The sequence below is a fragment of the Pontibacillus sp. HMF3514 genome (assembly GCF_009858175.1).
Taxonomy (GTDB): domain Bacteria; phylum Bacillota; class Bacilli; order Bacillales; family BH030062; genus Pontibacillus.
Window position 1 is genome coordinate 568,849 of the sequence record NZ_CP047393.1, and the last position, 21,662, is coordinate 590,510.

Consider the following 21,662-nt stretch of genomic DNA (forward strand, 5'->3'; position numbering starts at 1 on the left):
TCTTTTTACTGCATCTTTTTATCCCACTCATGCTTCAACATTCCATACACAACATGACTTACATAATGGTCATAAAGCCATTCGCAATCACGTATGACTCCTTCTTTTGTAAAACCTAATCGTTCAGGGATTGCTTGGCTTTTTACATTTTCAGTCGCACATCTAATCTCGACGCGGTGAAATTGTAAAGTGTCAAACACGTATTCTAAGAGGGCATGAACGGCACGTGTAACAATTCCTTTTCCTTGAAACTCTTCTCCGATCCAATAGCCAATACTAGTGAATTTATGAGATTGGTTTAATTGGTGCAACCCAATTGTTCCAGCAACCTCTCCTTTATGGTATATCGCAGCATCGAATCCATCATTATTTGCGTACTTCTTCATGACGCTCTCAATAAAATATTTCGTATCTTCTACCTTTTGTGTCATATCAATCCAAGGCATCCAAGCACGTAGGTAGTCACGATTTCGATCAACTAACTGAAATAATTCTTCAGCATCATTATAATCGACCAATTTTAAGTAGGTTTCATCATCTAACCTATGTACAAACATCCAATCTCCCCCTTTTGTGATTATTTCGTATTTTATCAAAATAAAGAGAAATGTACAGATTTATGTACTCTCTAAAACATGCATAAGTTTTATGCAGATGAAGGGGTGGAATAGTCTAAAAATACTACATAAAAGACAATATAGCTATTATTGGAGAGATCCTTTGGAAAAAGAGGAGTGATGGCATGAAAGATTTACAAAAAGCATGGCGTGCAAGGAATTGGATGAAAAATAATGAAGCTTTCCTTCAAACTTGGCATGCATATGTAGGAAATGAATTAGGGTTATTTAAGAGCTTTGAAAAACCTAAAACGGTTGAGGAAGTATCTCATGAACTAGGCGTAAAAGAAGATCTGCTTCAACGTTGGGTTGATGTAGGTTCGTCGATTAACCACTTACGTAAACGAACGGGTGGAAGGTATCGAACATCAAGAAAAAATTGTGGAGAATTTTTAGAAGAAGGACAAAATGGAATTGGAGCTCTTTTGAAAGAGTTGATGGAGCTTCATATTCCAACTCTATTATCCTATCCTCTATATATGAAATCGGAAGAACGTGCACGGTTTAATCACGAAGAATTTGGAGGAGTCGTTGCTGAAACCTCGACACTATTAGAACAATTTTCGATTCGTCGAATGAAAAAGATGGTAAGAGAGAAAAATGTAACGAGAATTATAGACTTAGGGTGTGGTCACGGAGGTTATCTTCGTAAGCTTGCTGAAGCATTTCCGCATATTCAAATGGTTGGGGTTGATGTAAATAAACGTGTGATTCAACGTGCTAAAGAAGAATCGGCGGAGTATGATAATATCCAATTTATTGTTGGGGATGCGTCCTCTTGGAAACCTGAAGGTGAAAAGGCAGAGTTAATTCTACTCCATAATATCTTTCATTATCTAGAACACTCAGAACGTCTAGATCTATTAAACCATTTATCTACTTGGTTAGCGGGGGAAGGGATTATATCAGTCATTACACCAATTGATGAAGCGGAAGAAGGTCAGGCTTTTTCTTCAGCATTTAATAGCTTCTTTACAGCTCACTCTAATCTTCATGCACTCCCAAGTGAATTGGATATACATGATATGGCGACATCTGCTGGTCTGTCATTAACTGCATGGGATCCTATAGTTAAAGAAGGTGGCTGGTATGCTTTCTGGCTATCCCCGGAGGTCGAATATACTATTGAAAATAGAGAAGCCTAACCGTAAATGAGGTTAGGCTTCTGTTAACTCTAATGGAAATCATAAAAAATAGCCCTAACCCAAGCTTAGGACTATCTATTATTTAATGGCCCATAAATCAAGTAACTTTCCTTCTTCACCAAATACAGGGTCAGTAGTGGGAAGTGGCACTGCTCGAATATTGTGTAACACTTCTGGTCGTTCAGATGGGTCCCCAGTGCATAAATCTCTATCTTGGCCTTCTGGATAGCCCCCCACAACTCGAAAGTCCTGAGTAGATCCATTGTTTTTGTGTCCAACGCCCGCTGGAATCATAACCACATCACCTGGGCTCACTTCGATCTCGCGTCCATGTTTTCCACCAAATTGAATCGTAGCATGTCCGCTTACAACACCTAACACCTCATGAGCTGTGCTATGGTAATGATGATAATCAAAAACAGTCCCTATCCAAATTCCGTCCCATCCTTTACGCAGAAAAACTTTATTCATTCGATCTATAAAATCATTTAATATACCGGGATATAGGACTAAAGGAAGTATCTCATTATTAGGAATTTCACCATCATCACGGAATACATATGCTAAGTATTCTGGTTCTTTCATAAATAATTTATGCCCCCCCTTTCCATTTCTTTCTAACGCTACCCTTTTAGTAGCTTTATTAAACGAATTAGGGAAGGGGAACTAGGTTCATATAAAATTGGACAAGATTATGAGATTTCGCTCATAGATGTCTAGCTCCAGCGTCCAGCAACTAGTATGCTTCCATCACCTCCGGTCGATAAGTCAACATCGATTCGCCAAGGCTCACCGTGTTTCCTTTATCTCACTGCGGCTCAGTCCAGCATATACGTTGCTAAACGGACGCTTACGCTTTTCTTATTGATCAAACGTTTGATCAATTTTGAACTTGTTTGGATCCCATCTCATCAAGTGCATGAGAGAGCGTGCTTTTAATCGGGATTTGAGTGAAGTCGATTCCTAGTTGAATAGCCACTTGAGCTACTTTAGGATTCATTCCACAAATAACGGATTTGACCCCTAGTAGTTCTAGCGATTGAATTAGTTGAAATAGATGGTGCGCTACAATGGTATCGATACTTTCTACACCTGACATGTCTAAGTAAATTCTCTCATATGAATGTTGACTGCAACGTTCTAAAGTCGTTGATTGTATATTAGAGATTCTTTTTCTATCTAAATCACCAATTAAAGGGAGGATTGCTTCTTCATTCGTAATCGGTATGACTGGAGAGCTCAGTTCATTAATGAGCTGCTCTTGAGCATGTAATTGCTTGATGTTTGTCTTATAGTAATGTTCAGTGAAATTAAGTACCATGTAATCATAGGCTTCTTGAAGAAGCTCTGTCCAACGTAAAAAATGGTCTAAATCAACTGGTGCATCTTTAAAAAACTCTTTCATTCTGTTCCAAAGAACCATTCGGTATGTTTTGAAGCTTTGGAGCGTTTCATGAATTGGGGTTTGATCAGCAACGCGTTTTTCTGAAATATTTTGTGCCCAATCTTGAATTTCGTCGGTTGGGTTCACTTTCTTAGATATAAAAATGTTCGCGATGGCGTACGTAATATCTTTGTATTGGTCTAACGCTTCTTGTTCAACGTGTTCACGTGCTTCTCTCGAATACTTTGTTTCACGTCCGTCTTGAACTTTTCGTAACCATTCGTCTGTAATTTCTTCCGCATGATTTGTTATGAAATCGTATAATTTTTGATTTTGTTCCAAGCGCTCACCTCCATCAATCTACTCCTATCATATCTGATTGATCATTGTAGCAAAAGGGATAGAAGCGACTGAATGTGCTATAACACATATAAAAAGGTGGGAAAGTCATGGAGAATCTGTTAAATCTCATAGTTAAAAAAATAGATCTTACAAGGTGTTTTATATTAAAAGAAAAAGTAGATTAGTTACTCAAGCGTGTCTTCCGTGACGACTAACAAAAATTACCTAAAAATAAGTGTTTACGTAAGCATTTTCAAATTGGTACATTTACAGAGGTCAAACGTAATTGTAATTGACCACCTTTTACCTATATGAGCCGTCGAATCCCCTCTTTCGTAAGAGATGATGTGATCGGTATTTCCTTTGACTTTGTTACTCCGTGTCCACGATCCGTTATATGTAAGAAAGTTATTTCGACGGCTCCATTGTTATCATTGGAAGTCCATTTAAAATCCCATTTCCCCATGTGCATTGTAAATGACTCCAAATACTGTCAAAACCACTCTCAAATAAGAAGACTAGTTTCTCGATTACAGAGAAGCTAGTCTTTTTATTATGGATTATACTTAGTAGTTAAAACGACTAATTCTATTAAATGTGTATTAAAATTGTATTTTTAAACATAACTGGAAGGGAATAAATTAAAAATGTAGAAATAGGTATAAAGTTGCGTTTTACAGTTATATGGATCAGTTAGGAGTTTGGAAGGGAGCTTTATCAATGATCGTGGAAATGAAAGATGGTGTTTCACTACATGTTACTAGAAAAGGCAAGGGGATTCCTTGTTTATATTTACATGGTGGTCCAGGGTATTGGAGTTATTCTTTTGAGCATTATGCAGGACCTCATTTAGAGGGACAATTAGAAATGATTTACCTTGATCAACGTGGATGTGGACGATCAGATTATGCACCTTGTCAAGATTACTCTTTAGATCGATTGATTTTAGATTTAGAAGATGTTCGACGTAGGTTAGAAATTGATGAATGGCTTGTGATGGGCCATTCATTCGGAGGCACGTTGGCTGTACATTATGCTTATCGTTTTCCTGAACGAGTGAAAGGGTTATTGTTATCTAACTGTACAGTTCATTTGGTGGATTCGTTAGCACACCAAATCCAAAAAGGGGCAGAACTTCTGGGAGAAGATATACAAATCCCTCAAAGCACTGAAGGAATATTACAAACCTTTTCACGTGTAGCTGGGCAACTAAGAAATGAGGGAAAATACGATACATTACAGTTCGTGGATGCTCAAAAAGGTACACATCAACTAGAAACGGTTGATAGGAAATTAGGAGGGGACCCAGCCTTTCAAAGGGCAGTCCTATCTAAGAAGGAATTTTTAATAGATTTCTCCTGTTACACGAAATATATAGATGCACCAACACTTGTAATGAGTGGGAGAGAGGACCATGTAGTTGGACCTGAGCACTATCGCCGATTTCAGTTTCCGAATCAGACTGTTGAGATTCTGGATGATAAACATCATCCCTACATAGAAAATCAAAAAGTTTTCCGTAAAGCAGTAAGCTCCTTTCTAAAACAAATCCCTACTGAGACTATAGAAGTATAAAAAACCGTGTTGTACAACCACTAGTGCAACACGGTTCTTTTTCATAAAAGGATATGTTAATAATAAATGCGCTGGTCATTTGAAACGAGGATACTTTTCCATACCTAGTATAAAAACATCGTCCAATAATCAATCTCTTTAAATCCAAGACGATTATAGATCTTTCCTGCATCAGGGTTATCGTAAAAGAGGCATAGTTCTTTTCCTTCTGATAAAACGTCGTAGCATAGTTTAGACATACATTGAGAAGCATAGCCTTTTCGTTTGTAATCATTTAATGTACACACACCAACGACCATGGCAGATTTTGAATTTTCAGCAGCAGTGGATGCGGCGGACATCATCGTGCCATTGTCGTCCATATAATAAGTTCGTGTGATCCCTGTTTCCATATTGCGTCGCATTTCCTCGTGGGATTCATTTGTAACAAACTCATCAATTTGACTATGTAGCTGAATGATTTGATCAATATCCTGTACACTTGCTAGTTTTACGTTCGTATGAAGGGAAGGTGATTCGAGTTTTTTGTTATTATCACATTTAGCATAGTATAGCTTCCTTTTCTTTTTTAAGTCATATTTAATGTAAGGTTGAACTTGTGAAGAAACTCGATCTAATCCAGATAGTTCTTTGAAATTTGTACTGCTGTTAATGATTTCTGCAAAACCTTGAGCATCAAATGACCCTGGAGCATATGGAATAAAGTTTTTTCGATATTTTAGCATTACTGCTCTCAATAAACCTTTTTCATCAAAGTCTCCCCATAAGGTTTGGAAGTCCTGCTCATATCCAAAAGCTTCAATATCTCCAAGAATAAATAAATTCTCGGCAGGTGCTTCGTTTAGTAGTTTCATTGTTTGCTCGTGGTCCATTTCAGTTAATTTCCGAATCATACGAATGCCTCCCTTTTAAAGATAAATATTATTATAATCTATCAAAATTAACACAATATGTAAATGGAGAAATAAAAAGTGTTGGATCCAATATGACCTCGGATCCAACACTGTATTACCTTTCCGTTTTCCTTATTTTCTTTTGCCTTTTCCTTTAACTTTTTTATTGTGCTTTTTAATGATTTTTTCTAGTTCATGTTGGATTTTGCTTTTTTCTACATCTGCATTTCCTTTATCCAATTTGGACAGGGATTTCATAATATGGTGAACGGTTGAATCGATGTGCTGTGATGTATTGCCATTTGTCTCAATGAATTCACTAAGCTGTTCATCTAGAAGATCAGCTAATTCATCAGAAGACATTTTATCATAAAGGGCAATAATATGATTTTTAACATCAGAGAGTGATTCGTCACCATCTAGGTAATCTCCGAAGATGTCTTTATCTAAGTCTTCATCATGATCTTCGTCATCTTCTTCATCTCTAGCAATAACATCTTCTTCAAAACGTGGCGTCAATTTGTATTCACCGTAATTATAATCCACAACACCAATTATCGTTGTATATTCTTTATCTACATCGACAAGGTCTTGATCAGAGTCAATGGTGAAAGTACCTTCATCATCTTCAGCTGTATAATTGTGATGAGCGTCAACATCTGTCACACGAACGCCATCGATTTCAACTAACTGTCCTTCTAGTTCTTCACCCAGGTCATCTGATTCAATATTCTTTGGTTTAGGTACACCTGCATCCTCATCTGTTATCTCAATGTTAGAAGGAGAAGGTTGAAGTTGTAGAAGGTCAAAATATTCTTCTGTACGTGCTTTCGCTTCGATTTGGTCACCAATCTCCGCGTTAATATCTTCAGCTCGAACCACTAGGCCAGCAGTTTCATCTTGAATAAAGTAGTTTGTTTTTCCACCTGCTTCAAACATAGCTGTGATGATGCCTTCGACTTTAACCAACGTACCTAAGTCAGCATCTCTAACATCCTCAATATCAGATGTTGCGATTTTATCCACAACATCCTCCTCGAATCGTGGAGTTACTTTGTATTCTCCGTTGTTATAATCCACATAGCCGATAAGCTGGGCATACGTTTCATCAACCTCTACTAGCTCCTGATCAGAATCAATTGTAAATGTTCCATGTGCATCTTTTGCTTCATAATTGTTATAGCTATCTTCTGATTCAATTGTTACATCTTCAAGCATAACGAGTTGACCTTCTAAGTCCTCCCCAATGTCATAAGATTGAATAAGGGAAGGGGTGTTATAATCACCTTCATCATTAATAACTTTAGCATCTGATGATAAAACTTGAAGAAGTCCGTAATGATTATTTATTTCACCTGTTGCTTCAATTCCTTCTCCAATTTCAGCATTAAGATCATCCGTTCTTACGACGATCCCCGCAGATTTATCTTGAATGTAATAGTTTGTTTTTGATCCAACTTCTTCTTTAGCAATAACTGTTCCAGTTACAGTTACCGTGTCACCTTCGTCAGCATAGCGAGCATCGGCAATAAGAGGATCACGTTCGAAATCTGGTTCATAACCAGCTTTTATAGCATCCTCTTCAGTCCAGAAAAAGACACGTTTATAAACGGGAACATCATCCCAATTTTCTGGTTGAACATATTCTTCAGTCTCATAGTTTCCTACAAATTTTGTGAAGCCTTTATCTTGTTCGCGTACGCGGAACTCAAATGGTAGCTCTAGTAGTGGTGTAGAATCGTCCCAAATACCATAATCTTTTTGAACGGCTTCCTTAGTTGCTTGTTGATAGGTAAGGAACGTCATATTTGATTCAAATGGATAAATAAAATAGGTCACAGCATAGCCTTGTTCTACCATTTTGAGGTTTGTGTTCAGGCCATCATCTTTACGGATAACTTCAGCTAAAAGACGGCCGTAATCATCTTTAGCTTCCTCCCCTAATTGCAGACGAACTTCATCTCCTGAATCGAGAAGGTTTTGTAAGTATTGTGTAGCACGTTCACCATGATATTTTTGTGAGTGGTCTTTATTTTGAGTGACAAGGGATGGATCATAAGAGTCTAGGTGGTAGGTTTCTGGGGTGTCGATGTTTAAGTAACGTACAGTTGTTGTGCCAAGAATAGGGTCTTGAATTTTAATTGTATCTCCATCAACAACGCGATCAACTACTGCTGTGTATTGATCTTTTTGCTCTGGAGCCTGGACTTCTGTATATTTTCCTAAATTGGAGAATGTATTTTGTGGTAAAGCAATCCATTCATTAGAAGGATCGTATGAATCATAGAGGTCTTTATCTCCACTAGTTACTGACTGTTCACGAACGAGTGTAGCATTTTGAGTTGAAACTTGATTTTGATTCCAAGCAGAACCTGGATCTTCTCCAACTTTGCCAATGGAGTCTACAACAGTTCCTTGTCGAGTCTCGGAGTCATAATCTTTGAAAAGGACAATAGCGTCGTCTCCGTTAAAAGAGTAGAAATAAGTATTTCCGGTTTGGTCAGCTGCATCTAACACATCTTCATCAGCTTCATCATGGGCAACAACATGTACTTCATCATTTTTCAATGTCCCTTCTAAATCAAGGACATTCACATATTTTCCATCGTCAGGATCTTGTGAAGCACCATTGTTAAAATGGACAAGGGTGTAATCCTCTAAGTCAACCTCATCACCCGTACCATTATAGATTTCAAGGGCTTTGTTGTAGCTGCTACCCTCAATGTACTCAGAAATGATCAATGAACTGTGACCTTCTGCCTGAACATTTGGTGTGATGGGTAGCACAGAAATAACTAAAATCAGTGCTAGTAACAAACGAAATAGGTGTTTAGGTTTGTGCAAAGCAAATCCTCCTTGTGTAATTATTATGAATCGCTTTCATTATGTTCTATTGGAAAACTTTGCACAAATTTCCAAACGACCGTCACCTAAAGGAAGGAAGTCCTTTGTCGAAAAAGATGAATAGGAAAAAAATCACATAAAAGGTTTTTGATAAGAGGAAAATAATGTGTATATAGTCATGGGATATTTTAGAAAATAAAAGATTCTTTAAAGTAGGTTTTCAAAAAATAATTCGAAAGCAGTGTTTTCCAAAAAAAGAGAGTTTAAAAAATCCCGTGTTTTTGCCGAATTTTGTCGAGATTCAGGCAACACGGGATAGGGTTTCACAAAGGTTTAAACCCAAGTAGAAACTTGGTCTATCCCCATGCGAGGAGTCTTTGTTGGTGTCCATGCTTCTTTTCCGATCGAAATAAGCATAATAGGTTCATAGCGTTCAGAGATATTAAATTCTTCTTTCAGTTTATCTCCTGAGAAGCCGCCCATAGCTAGTGTGTCATAGCCGCGTGCTTCTGCAGCTAGCATCACTTGCATTGAAACGAGTCCAGCATTCACGAGTGCTGTATCGTGTGCAGCCTTCTCGTTCTCATAAATTTTATTGATTGTAGAGCGCATATTTTCCATCATATCTTTTGTGATCACTTCTTGTTCAACCAATGGACCGAATGCCGCATCTATATTATGGTTCGCTTCTTTATCAGCTAAGATCGCCACAGTTGCTGCTGCATCTGTTACTTTTTCCTGGCCAAAGGCAACTGGAAGAAGTTTTTGTTTAGCCTCGTCATTATGAAAGACTAGAAAATGCCAATGTTGTAGGTTAAAAGAAGATGGTGCTGTTATTGAATCGTTTAAGATTGCTTCTAGCTCTTCTTGAGTAATCGTTGCATTCTTATCAAATTCTTTTGTTCCATTACGTCTATGCATAGTTTCTAACATTTTTGTGTCCATGTAATTGCCTCCTTAATCATTTCGGGTTATATATTTTGAAACTGAGATAAATGGTTAAATTTTTTGAGATCAACGTGATTTTCCACGCACATTATTGTAACGAATTTATTTTGACGTATCAATGATTTGAACTACTGTAAGTTTTACCATAAGCATATTACAATGGAATGGAAGAATAAGGAAGTTGAGGCGAAAAGGTTTTAGCTTTGGGGTTATGGGCATTCCTCTTACATTATGGAGGACGATTTGGTATTCTATTTAGTAACGCGAAATATTTAAAAGTTTTAAAATTTACCAAGGAGGATCAATCATGCCATCAACAGAGATGTTAGAAAAATATGCAGAGCTTGCCATTCACACTGGGGTCAATCTACAAGAAAATCAAACATTAATGATGAATGCCCCGGTAGATGGAGCGGAGTTTGCTAGAATTGTAGCTCGAAAAGCTTATGAAACTGGAGCAAAACAAGTACATATTAATTGGACAGACGACACAATGCAACGTCTATTCTTCGAGAATGCAGCTCAGGAAGTACTAGAAACAATCCCACAATGGTTAGTGGACCGTCAAAATTATTTTGCAGAGAATGGAGCTGCTGTGCTTTCCATTCGTTCAACGAATCCTGACTTACTAAACGGAATTGATTCTTCACGTATTGCTACTTATAATAAAGCAGCTGGTGAAGCAATGAAGAACTTCCGTAAATACGTCATGAACGATAAAATTAGCTGGTCCATCGTTGCGATTCCAAATACCGAATGGGCACAAAAAGTATTCCCAAATGACAGTGAGGAAGATGCTGTAGCGAAGCTTTGGGATCAGATTTTCACAATTACTCGTGTTGATAAAGATGACCCATTAAAAGCATGGGAAGAGCATAACGAACTTCTAGCCCAAGCAAGAGAGTATCTTAATCAAAAGCAGTACAAAAAACTAATTTATAAAGCACCAGGAACAGACCTGGAAGTAGCTCTTCCAGAGGGGCATAAGTGGAAAGGTGGTGCTTCTCCTACTGAAGATGGGATTAACTTTAATGCGAACATCCCAACTGAAGAGGTATTTACACTTCCTCATAAGTACGGTGTAAACGGTACGGTAACAAGTACTAAACCACTAAGTTATGGTGGTAACTTAATTGAAAACTTCTCTCTTACTTTTGAAGAAGGGAAAGTTGTGGATTTCTCAGCTGAAAAGGGTTATGAAACATTACAAGAACTTTTAAATATGGATGAAGGTGCACGTCGTTTGGGTGAGTTGGCCATTGTTCCGCATAAATCTCCAATTTCTCAAAGTGGCCTTATTTTCTTCAATACGCTTTACGATGAAAATGCATCTTGCCACCTTGCATTAGGTAAAGCTTATCCAAGTTCAGTAAAAGGCGGAGCTGATATGGATGAAGAGCAACTAGATAAAAACGGTGTTAATAACAGTCTTGTACACGTAGATTTCATGATGGGATCAGGCGAACTAGACATTGATGGTGTTACAGAAGATGGAACAAAAGAACCTCTTTTCCGTGATGGAAACTGGGCGATTGATTTTAACTAAAAGTATGCAGACTGACTCTCTTTTTAAGAGGGTCAGTTTTTTTGTGTGAAGAGCTCAACATCTATCATCATTCTCAATTTTAATAGATTTATTAGGTAGTAATATTCAAGCGTTTATATTAATGAGTTGGGATTAAAAGGTACCAGAAGATAGAGAATCTCGAATAAACATTTTAATTATAACAAAATTTTGAATTCTCTTTAGCTTTCTGGTAAATTCGAAGATGCGTAAAATGTAAGCGCTTTAAAGGAGGGGAGGATAAAATGTTAAAAGGAGCAATTCATGTATCAAACCGTCTCATGCAAAGATACTTACCAGATCCTTTTGTATTTGTAACGGTACTAACGTTTGTCGTATTTATACTAGGATTAATTGTTACAGGTAGTTCCCCGGTACAGATGGTTCAGTTTTGGGGTGAAGGCTTCTGGAATCTATTATCATTTTCCATGCAGATGGTACTAGTGTTAGTGACAGGGTTTGTGCTAGCAAGTAGTCCGTTATTTAAGAGTTTATTAAGCGGGCTAGCAGGAACAGCAAAAAAACCGGTGCATGCTATAGTGTTGGTCACATTAATTTCCCTTTTAGCAAGTTGGGTGAATTGGGGATTTGGGCTTGTCATTGGAGCTTTATTTGCAAAAGAGCTAGCTAGAAAAGTATCAAATGTAGATTATCGTTTACTTATTGCGAGTGCGTACTCTGGATTTTTAGTTTGGCACGGAGGACTAGCAGGTTCCATTCCATTAACGATCGCAACAGAGGATCATTTCATGCAGGATGTCATTGGAATTATATCTACAGAGCAGACAATCTTTGCGGTGTTTAATTTAGCTATAGTAGCCTCGCTCTTTATTGTGTTACCTATACTTAATGCAAAAATGCAACCTACTAAAGATGAGAGAGTAACAATTGATACTTCTATTTTAGATGACGGATCAAGTGTGCAGGCAGCTTCAGTAGAGGAGGAAACGATCACCCCAGCAGATCGAATGGAAAATAGTAAGCTTCTTGCATATGTTACAGGATTTTTAGGACTTGCATTTCTAGTTTATTATTTCTTCACTAATGGTTTCCAGTTGAATTTAAATATTGTGAACTTCACATTCCTATTCCTTGGACTATTATTCCATGGATCACCTCGAAAGTTTATTGGTTCAGTAAAAGAAGCCGTAAGTGGTGCCAGTGGTATTATTATTCAATTCCCTTTCTATGCAGGAATTATGGGAATGATGGTGGCTTCAGGGCTAGCAAAAGAAATGTCTTCATGGTTTGTTAGCATTTCTTCTGATTTCACTTTCCCATTTTTCGCTTTCTTAAGTGCGGGGATTGTGAACTTCTTCGTACCATCAGGTGGAGGACAATGGGCTGTCCAAGCACCTATTATGCTAGATGCAGCTAAAGAATTAGGTGTATCAATTCCTAAAACAGCCATGGCTGTTGCATGGGGAGATGCATGGACGAATATGATTCAGCCATTCTGGGCATTACCTGCACTAGCCATTGCAGGATTAAAAGCTAAGGATATTATGGGCTTTTGTTTAATTGTACTTCTTGTAAGTGGAGTGCTCATATCTCTTGGTTTAGTGTTCTTATAATGTTTCTAAGCATGTCACGCTCAGGTAGAGTGACATGCTTTTTTTATTCATTTATATGGCAGTAATATGGAATAACTGTTTTAGTGAGAGAGGCGGTTCCGTTGCTATTGTGGAGTGCGGTGGGCTTGGAACGGGTTGCTTTCCCCGGACGAACGATCGAGCCTCCTCATACGCTACGCTTCTTGCGGGGTCTCGCTCGCCCGTTTTTCCGGAGGAGTCAACCCGTTCCCAAGCCCACCTTAGCCGAATGGTGATTAACGGAACCGTAGCGATAATGTGAGGAAATGCTTGCGGACATTTGTTCCGCTATTTCACCTTAAAATGGTTTTTCTTAAGAGTTTACGGACATTCATTCCGCTAATTGCTGCAAATCACCTTAATAAAGAGCAATCTGTCACAAATAAGGTACCATATGTCCGTAACGACTCTCGAAATGCCTTAAAAGTTCAAAATAACGGAATAAATGTCCGTAAGGTTTAGAACTCACACATTAGGGTCCGTTATTCTTCATAAACGCAAAGGGGGGAAGGAAAAGGCAAACTCCAGTGGTAGAAAGGGCAGATGAGACCCCACAGAGAACGGAGTGAACGAGGAGGCTGAAAGTAAATTATGAAGATCGACTAAGACCGCCACATCGTGTGGCAACGTCGACCTACCCCACGTCGTGTGGGGCAGCAGGAGTATTGCCGTTTCACTGACCCCCCTTACTCTCATACAAGCAACGGACTCCTCCGAACCTATATCTCGATTCCAAGTCTTCCACATAAGGGGGCTTTAATTGAATAAGCTCCAAAGTGGAAAGCATTGCCTGATGAGAAGTATTCACTAGAAGCGATTGAGGGAATGGTGGATTCTTTAAGGAAGAAAGGAGACACTTTTAAAACCGTATCTGAGCTTTTAGATTATCAAAGAAAATAAACCAGAAAAGAGTTCCCTACAATCAAAGCGACGTTTCGTGTATAATAGAATGCAAACAGATGTTCTGTGCGGAGGGAATCATTTTGGAACAGGATTTTATTTTAGACGGTTTAAATGAAATGCAGCGACTAGCAGTGACGACGACAGAGGGACCTATTCGTGTTATAGCAGGAGCAGGCTCAGGGAAAACACGTGCTCTTACGAATCGTTATGCTTACTTAGTAGAATATTTAGGGATTGAACCTTCGAACCTCCTTTGTGTAACCTTTACAAACAAAGCAGCTCAAGAAATGAGACGTCGTGTAAAGAAATTGATAGGAGGAGAAAGGGATACAGGTTATATATCTACTTATCATGGATTTTGTGTACAAGTCTTAAGGGAAGATATTCATCACCTTTTATATCCTAAAAACTTCATCATACTAGACACGGAAGATCAGAAGACGATACTGAGAGAGATCTATGAAGAATTAGGTTTAAAATTAAGTGATAGTAAATTCAATCGTAATTTAAAGAAGATTGCTGACATGAAAGTAGATACGGGTTATGTTGAACAACTTATGGATCCAGATAAAGTTATTGATCCTTCTGACATAGAGGATCAGGATCGTAAAATTCTTCTGATGTATTTGAAAAAACAGAAACGTGTATTTGGCTTAGATTTTGATGATTTAATCAACTTTACGTTTGTGCTTTTTCAACGATATAAGAAAGTTTTGGTTAAATGGCAGGAACGTTTGCACTATATTCAAGTAGACGAGTTTCAGGATAGTTCATCCAAACAGTTCGAACTCGTGAAGCTTTTGAGTGAACAGCATGGGAACCTATTCGTTGTGGGTGACCCGGACCAGACGATTTATGAATGGCGTGGTGCTGACCCGAAATTTATCGTGAATTTTGAACAGTGGTTTCCTGACTGCCAAACAATTTTCTTAAATCAAAACTATCGGTCGACTCCAGAAATTCTATCTGTTGGTAACTCATTAATCCAGCAAAACAAGCTTCGTGTTGAGAAAAGCATGTTCACAGAGCACCCTTCAGGAGTGAAAGTGGTGCACTATCACGGGAGGAATGAACAAGAAGAAGCCAAGTGGATTGTGAAACGAATTCAGACACTCGTAAAAAAACATGGCGTCAACTACAATGATATCGCACTTCTTTACAGGTCTAACTATTTATCCCGTTTTATTGAACAAGAGCTTATTCACAGTAATATTGAGTACACCATCTTTGGTGGGTTTAAGTTTTTTGAACGAAAAGAAATTAAGGATGCGCTCGCACATTTACGTCTTATTGCATTTGGGGATGATCTATCTTTTTTGCGTATTGTAAATACCCCTAAGCGTCAAATTGGAAAAAAGAGAATTGAATTCCTGAAAGAGAGAGCTGAAACTGAAGGGCTTTCATTATATGAAACCCTTCAAAGATATGTCGATCACGAAACATTCCAACGAACAAAAGCAAGAGAATTCCTTGAGGCAATTGAAGCAATGAAAGTAAAGCGTGAGGAGTTATCGGTGTCTGACCTTTTGCAAGATACGTTACAAGCCACAGGTTACGAAGCATATATTCGAGAAGATGGAGATCAAGACCGGTTAGATAACCTTATGGAACTTCAACAATCTGTTGTGCAATATGAGCGTTCTATTGGAGAGGATATTTCATTGGAATATTATCTTCAAATGCTTACGCTCTACACAGAGAATGATCGGGAGGACCAAAAGGATTCGGTTAAACTTATGACGATTCATACAGCAAAAGGTCTGGAGTTTCCATATGTTTTCTTAGTAGGGATGACAGAAAGTGTTCTACCAAATGAGCGTTCGTTACGTGATCGAAAAGAGCATGCGCTTGAGGAAGAACGTCGTTTAGCTTATGTGGCTGTAACTAGAGCTGAAAAAGAATTGTATCTTACTGAATCAGAAGGTTTTACAGGAAGAGGTCAGAAAAAATATCCATCTCGATTCATCTTCGAAATCGAAGAAGGTTTATATCGAAGAGTCGGTGTAATTGAGGAAGAGATGGAACAAGAAGCACGTGAAGTCATTCGGGTGGCAAAACGGATTCAAACGAACAGTGAACGCAAAGCAAAATATGAAGAAGGCGATCGTGTAAAGCACCCAGTTTTTCAAAAAGGTACAGTGCAAAGTGTGGATGAGCATAAGCGTGTGTATCATGTATATTTTGAAGGTATGGGGATTACACGTCCAATCAGTTGGAACTTTAAAAAGCTAACAAAAGTTGAAGCGGAGAGAGGATCATGATGTAAATCTATTTTCAATCTACAATGTTAACTATGATAATCAAATGCACATAGAAAAGAGGGTTTCCCGATTTTAAAGGGAAATCCTCTTTTTTAATATTCCTATCATACCTACCATAAAAACGCATATACATATTTTTGGGAAGACTTGTAGCATCGGCTTAAATGATAAGGGGGAGGTGACAGCATTGAAAGAATACGAGCACCTTTTTGAGGTGAAGAAAAACATCTTCTTATCAAAAGAGGATCCTGAATTCTTGAAGAAGTATGTGAAATATCGACCTAAGGATGGACAAAAGCTTTATGAATATGCACTAGAATGGAAGATGAAGGGACATGAAAAAAACTACTTAACTTATCTATCCAAAGCTGCAAAGAACGGAAGCTTTCAAGCAGAAAAATTACTTAAACAGGAAGGAACTCATTCATCTTTTAAGAAAGTACTACCATCGCAGAAAGCCACAGGTATGTTAGGTGTATATGTGTGGGTGACCTTGCTTTTTTTTCTATTCATGATTTTGCTCTTATTGTGTGGCATTTATCTTTTTCAAAAGTTTGTTCATTACTATGAAGTCGAACATCATTTCTATAAAGAAGAAAAGACCATTATTCATGATGAAAATACTTCTCCGGTACTTCACCCCCTATCCTCTCAAACGTATTCAGTAGCAGATATCCAACAAATGGTGTTAAAGAATGCTATAATTCGTTATCAACAATCTTTTGGCTCTTTTCCAGAATCGGATCAGAGCCTCATACAAGATGCACCGAATAATTGGCTTTCATTTATTCCAGGTCATTTGGTTTATACGAAGAATGCGGATGGCTTTAGGTTAACTTCAGATGGTACGATTCCAGTGACAGATGAGAGTATACCTCTTTTGGAGCTTCACCTCTATCCTGAGACTCATCAGCTAGCTCTTACGACAAGTTCTGGTGAGAATCTTGCCTTATATAATATAGCAAAGGGAGAACTGCCTCTACCATTTACGAAGAGTGAAGTGAAGATGAGGGTGGTTGAGCCTAATGGAGGGGATGGCCCTTTAGGAACAAGAGGACTTGCTTTGCACCGCGATTATGCCATTCATGGTACCAATGATCCTTCATCTATTGGTAAAAGTGTCAGCATGGGGTGTGTACGTATGAATAATGAGGATATCGAAACCTTATTCACCTATGTATCTCTCGGAACCCCATTCAGTGTTCAAGCAGGCAAACCTGAGCCTCCGATATTTAAGGAAGGTTTACCGAAGCTAATGAATTCTAACAATATTTCTAATTCTCCTCCAAAAGAAAACTATCCTTTTCGAGAGTTTAATTGGTTTCATTAATATTTATTTAGAGCTGCTTTTAAAATGGCAGCACCATAAAAAAACTTGCCAGATGGCAAGTTTTTTATAGTTCTATGATTTTTTATTCTTAAATCTGTTCAAGAATGAAAGGGAATATATGATAAGCAATACAATGAGTAATACGAAAAATCCATTTTGAAAGCCAATCGTTTCAATCATATATCCAAATAGAGGGAAACCTATCATAATAACAAAGCTTTCTACGAGACTAATCATCGAGAAGAATGTAGAGCGAACATCACTATTTAAAAGGTTTTGAATGAAATTAGAAAAGATCGGTTCAAATAACGTGATTAACTGGGACAAGATTAGAAACGCTATAACTATTCCCCATTCAGGAGATATAATAAATAAAATGAAAAAGAGAATGTAGAGTCCATATCCATAATTCACAACGTTAAAGAATTCCCATTTTTGCTCTAAACGGTGGGCTAATTTAGCCATCGCTACACCAAGTAACCCATCTATTGTAAAGATAGCTCCTATCATGAAAGAAGAGAATCCTAGTCTTGTAAAATACTCCTGCCCATAAAACGTTAAAATAACAATCGTCGTTGTGGCTGCTAAAAACAAAATAATCGGCATATGAATGGTGGGGTTCTTCTTCCATATGAATATACCTTGTTTAAACTGATCTCTCCATTGTTCCACAAAATTCATATGCTTTTGCTTCGGTTGTTCACGTTCAGGTTCTTTTAATAATGCAATTGGAATAAATGTGATCACGTGAACAGCAATCATGCTGCCGTAAACCCATTCCCAACTTATATCTGCCATCCATCCCCCGAGTAATTTCGCTATACTTAGAGAGAGGAGGGAAAGAGCAGTCATATTCCCGAATATTCGAGTGTAGTCCTTTTCTCGGTTTTCTTGTTTGAGTGTATCATAGGCTAATGCTTCTTCGGCACCAGAACGGAAAGTCATACCAAGGCCGAGTGACATAAATGCTAGACCAAAAAGGGAGAGTGAATCACTGTAAAGCATAAACCCTGCATATCCGAGCATCGTCACATTGCCCAATAAAATACTAACTTTTCTTCCGTACAAATCTGAAATCATGCCTGTGGGAATTTCAAAGAGCACAACACTAAGGTGCATGATAGCCTCTATAATTCCGATTTGCCCCATTGATAACCCAGAGTCACTTAAATAAATGACCCATAATGCTCGATCGAATGCTAGTTGGGCAATGAATACATAAAAATAGATCATATTGATATTACGTTTTGTTAATGACATAAAAAAGTCCTCCAACACAAATAAAAAACCACAGGTAAGTACACCTGTGGTTTTAATCATTCATTTATTTAGCTAAGGCTTAATTAAAATGGCCTTTGCTTGAATTGAATCAGGCAGATTAAACTTACGCATAAGATGCTATGAAATTTTGCTTAAAAAAGACACACGTGTCCTGTTGTTAAGCAAAATCCCAAAAATTGTGCTCATGAATGCAATAAATCTTTGTATTTCATTCATGGCCACATCATACGTAAGCATAATCATACCCCCTTTGTGTCGAAGTTGTTAATCTATAATAATCGTAATAAATGATGGGTTGAATATCAACCCATCATTTATCTATGCTTTGTTTTCTATAATTACTTGGTGTCGTACCCTCATATTTCTTGAAAAGCCTGGAGAAATGGGAGGCACTTTGGTACCCATAATGGTTTGCTACATCTAAAATAGAATCTTCTGAGTTTAATAGCGTTTTCTTAATTTCTTTCATTTTTTGTTGGTGAATATATTGTTGTAACGGGATCCCGACTTCTTTTTTAAACATGCTTGATAATTGATGTGGACGTACACTCAACTCAGATGCTAGAGACTCTATAGAGACAGGTTCATGGATATTGTCAATAACTTTTTGGAGGCAAGCTTTCATTAAATAGGTATGCTCTTTGTTATGATTTTGTATTTTAGATAGATAATCATGAACAATGCTTAATTCAAGTTGAAATAGATCTTCTAAATGTGATTTTTGTTCTGTTTCATGAATGTAGTAATAAGAAGTAGATAGTGATTCTTCTTCATTCACACCTGAATCAATAGCAGCACGTGCAATAAGTGTAATGCTAGAGATCAATCGATTCTTATAGGATCGTATCGTGTCTTGGTGGCCGAAGGTTGGTTCTGGAACATCTCGGATATCTTTTACGAGCTCCGCAGCTTCCGAATCTCCTTCTTTTAGTTTTTCTAAAAAACTTCTTTCAAGTCTATACGTGTATTTATAGAGTTGCTCCTGGGTTTCATTCGTTTGGGTTGGGAACACTAACTGCTGCTGTGATTGACCAAATGATTGATCAAACGTTTGATCAAAAATGGGGGTGTTCCAATTACTCTCTAATAATGCGTGAAGAATATGACTAAAATAAATGGTTTGTTGAGCTTCTACGCATGGGATTTGTTTGTAATAGGATAATATTTTCTTTGATATATGTACATTTTCTTTTCTTCGACGAAAAGCTTGTTCAATGTCACTGGATTGAACTTCGCCGTAAACGAATGGGCCAATCCAAAAGTATCCATCTTTCATTGTATGGTGATTATTCATTTTAATAAGAATGAAATGTCGTAAAAATGAATCAGAGATAAGCTGGACCTGTTGATCTGTTTGAATGTGTTGCTGAAACAAGTTGTTCATCTCATCATCAAAGATAGGTAGAGGAGTATTTAGTTCACCTAAGGCAATCCTTGTTTGCCTGCTATTCTCCACAAATCCTACAGGCACAAGAGTCGAATAATAAAAAGTCATTAATACTCGGCGGGTTTGATCAAGGTTAGGCATTAAACATTTCTCCTTTATAGAATCAGTGGTTCAATTTTAAATAATAGCACTTTTTTATAAAGATGCATAATATATGTGTGTTTTTGTAGAATATTTGTCTATTGGATATGGGGGGGCGTAGTACGTTTGTATAGGGCGAGAAAATAAAATCCCTCGTGTTCATGTAACGAGCATTTGCTCTATACGTGAACACGAGGGACGAAGTGAAGTGTAGTGTGTGTAGGTGACGTATGCAACGTCACTTTCGCTACTTTAGCAGTCTCATCATTGCCATGTCAACATATATGTAGCCATGTAAATGATTTTCAAAGTTTTATCATGCTTTCTAGCAAATTTAATACTTTTGGATTAGGTTAAAAGGAGATTTTTTCCCATCATGGATTGATATAACATGATATGATAGAGGTAGTTGATTTAATAGAGGGGAGGGAGACTGTTGAAGTGGATTCGTTCATTGATTGTGATTCTAATAAGCATGACTGTTATCGTTATCTATCAATCACTTACATATGCAGATGAAGTTGAAACCGTATCAACCTATAAAAGCTGGAAGATCACTTTCAACACACCTATATCCCCAGATTATATTAACTCAAATTCTATCTATGTAAAGAACGAGGAAACAGGTAAGCGGGTTTCATCTGTTAAATTAAATCTATCTCAAGATCAAAAGGTTGTAACGATACAACCTACAGTTCCCTACAATCCAACAACGACCTTTACGTTACATATAAAGCAACCGATCATCTCTACCAAAGGGATGCCGATGATGGAGGGGGAGCTGAAAACGTTTAAAACAAAGGACAAGCCAAAGTATAGTGAGCAAGCTATGGAGTACTTTCAAGAAATTGCATTCGGTTCTGAATGGGGAGACACTGATTACCCAGTAAGAAAATGGAATAGTAATCCACGTATAAAGGTATTTGGGAATCCTTCTGATGAAGATATGAATGCTCTGAAAAATACCATATCAGATGTGAACGGACTACAGGATCATATTGAATTGAAGCTTGTAGAAGCGGATCCAAATATAAAAGTTTATTTTGTTCCTCTGAAGGATTTTGGTGAATATGTAGATAATCCAAAGTCTGGGAACTGGGGATTGTTTTATTATTGGTGGGAGCCTGGAGAGTTTGTTATAGATGAAGCGGAAATCCTCATCTCAACTGATAAACCTACTCCAAAAGGCAGATCACATCTAATTCGTGAAGAACTAACCCAATCCCTTGGTCTTCCACGCGATTCCTACAGCTATCCTAAGAGTATGTTTTTTCAGGATTATACTACTGTTACGGAGTACACGGAATTAGATAAAACGTTAATCCAAATGCTTTATGAAAATGAAATTAAAGCAGGTATGACGCAAGTAGAGGCCATAGAAGTTTTTCACAATTTATTGCCATAATTCACGAGCATTCTCTTATTATATAGGAGAATGCTTTTTTCGTTTTTTGG

Annotated in this window: 16 protein-coding genes; 8 read left to right on the plus strand and 8 right to left on the minus strand. The window is 37.7% G+C overall.

Translation table 11 applies throughout. The annotated features are described in order from the left end of the window. Positions 1-5: 5 nt before the first annotated feature. The gene (locus GS400_RS03015) at positions 6-557 is read right to left on the minus strand and encodes a GNAT family N-acetyltransferase (protein WP_160098920.1); all 552 of its coding nucleotides are present in this window, start codon (positions 555-557) and stop codon (positions 6-8) included. Positions 558-742: 185 nt separating this feature from the next. On the opposite strand from GS400_RS03015, the gene GS400_RS03020 reads away from it, so the two are divergent. Then, positions 743-1,762, plus strand: a complete 1,020-nt coding sequence (locus GS400_RS03020; RefSeq protein ID WP_160098922.1) for a class I SAM-dependent methyltransferase — start codon at positions 743-745, stop codon at positions 1,760-1,762. 78 nt (positions 1,763-1,840) lie between these two features. On the opposite strand, the gene GS400_RS03025 is transcribed toward GS400_RS03020, so the two are convergent. Together GS400_RS03025 and GS400_RS03030 are read right to left on the minus strand one after the other, a co-directional pair. Beyond that, on the minus strand, positions 1,841-2,347 hold the full coding sequence (locus tag GS400_RS03025) for a cupin domain-containing protein (RefSeq protein ID WP_160098924.1): 507 nt from the start codon (positions 2,345-2,347) through the stop codon (positions 1,841-1,843). A 295-nt stretch (positions 2,348-2,642) separates the two neighbouring features. Next, positions 2,643-3,488, minus strand: a complete 846-nt coding sequence (locus GS400_RS03030) for an STAS domain-containing protein (RefSeq protein WP_160098926.1) — start codon at positions 3,486-3,488, stop codon at positions 2,643-2,645. A gap of 720 nt (positions 3,489-4,208) precedes the next feature. Here GS400_RS03030 and GS400_RS03035 point away from each other — a divergent pair. Continuing rightward, the gene (locus GS400_RS03035) at positions 4,209-5,063 is read left to right on the plus strand and encodes an alpha/beta fold hydrolase (protein ID WP_160098928.1); all 855 of its coding nucleotides are present in this window, start codon (positions 4,209-4,211) and stop codon (positions 5,061-5,063) included. A 104-nt stretch (positions 5,064-5,167) separates the two neighbouring features. On the opposite strand, the gene GS400_RS03040 is transcribed toward GS400_RS03035, so the two are convergent. From GS400_RS03040 to GS400_RS03050, 3 genes are all read right to left on the minus strand, one after another. Next, positions 5,168-5,956: a GNAT family N-acetyltransferase gene (locus GS400_RS03040; protein ID WP_160098930.1), complete on the minus strand. Its 789-nt coding sequence runs from the start codon at positions 5,954-5,956 to the stop codon at positions 5,168-5,170. Between the two features lie 132 nt (positions 5,957-6,088). Next, on the minus strand, positions 6,089-8,800 hold the full coding sequence (locus tag GS400_RS03045) for a thermonuclease family protein (protein WP_160098932.1): 2,712 nt from the start codon (positions 8,798-8,800) through the stop codon (positions 6,089-6,091). Between the two features lie 333 nt (positions 8,801-9,133). Then, a complete protein-coding gene (locus tag GS400_RS03050) occupies positions 9,134-9,745 on the minus strand; it encodes a nitroreductase family protein (RefSeq protein WP_236561108.1) in 612 nt (203 codons plus the stop codon). Between the two features lie 310 nt (positions 9,746-10,055). Here GS400_RS03050 and GS400_RS03055 point away from each other — a divergent pair, with 310 nt between their 5' ends. From GS400_RS03055 to GS400_RS03075, 5 genes are all read left to right on the plus strand, one after another. Next, positions 10,056-11,294: an aminopeptidase gene (locus tag GS400_RS03055; RefSeq protein ID WP_160098934.1), complete on the plus strand. Its 1,239-nt coding sequence runs from the start codon at positions 10,056-10,058 to the stop codon at positions 11,292-11,294. Positions 11,295-11,557: 263 nt separating this feature from the next. Then, positions 11,558-12,886, plus strand: a complete 1,329-nt coding sequence (locus GS400_RS03060; protein WP_160098936.1) for a short-chain fatty acid transporter — start codon at positions 11,558-11,560, stop codon at positions 12,884-12,886. A 321-nt stretch (positions 12,887-13,207) separates the two neighbouring features. Then, on the plus strand, positions 13,208-13,366 hold the full coding sequence (locus GS400_RS03065) for a hypothetical protein (protein ID WP_160098939.1): 159 nt from the start codon (positions 13,208-13,210) through the stop codon (positions 13,364-13,366). 521 nt (positions 13,367-13,887) lie between these two features. Further along, positions 13,888-16,068 (plus strand): ATP-dependent helicase, encoded by a 2,181-nt coding sequence (locus GS400_RS03070; protein ID WP_236561109.1) that lies wholly within the window; start codon positions 13,888-13,890, stop codon positions 16,066-16,068. Positions 16,069-16,255: 187 nt separating this feature from the next. After that, positions 16,256-17,398: a L,D-transpeptidase gene (locus tag GS400_RS03075; RefSeq protein WP_160098943.1), complete on the plus strand. Its 1,143-nt coding sequence runs from the start codon at positions 16,256-16,258 to the stop codon at positions 17,396-17,398. A gap of 72 nt (positions 17,399-17,470) precedes the next feature. Here the strand turns inward: GS400_RS03075 and GS400_RS03080 are convergent, their stop codons facing one another. Continuing rightward, complete coding sequence (locus GS400_RS03080; RefSeq protein ID WP_160098945.1) at positions 17,471-18,658, minus strand: MFS transporter; 1,188 nt, start codon at positions 18,656-18,658, stop codon at positions 17,471-17,473. Positions 18,659-18,989: 331 nt separating this feature from the next. Next, positions 18,990-20,207, minus strand: a complete 1,218-nt coding sequence (locus GS400_RS03085; RefSeq protein WP_160098947.1) for a helix-turn-helix domain-containing protein — start codon at positions 20,205-20,207, stop codon at positions 18,990-18,992. A gap of 436 nt (positions 20,208-20,643) precedes the next feature. Here GS400_RS03085 and GS400_RS03090 point away from each other — a divergent pair, with 436 nt between their 5' ends. Continuing rightward, positions 20,644-21,612 carry a DUF2927 domain-containing protein gene (locus GS400_RS03090; protein ID WP_160098949.1) on the plus strand — a complete coding sequence of 323 codons (969 nt, stop codon included), beginning with the start codon at positions 20,644-20,646 and terminating at the stop codon, positions 21,610-21,612. The last annotated feature ends 50 nt before the right edge of the window (positions 21,613-21,662 follow it).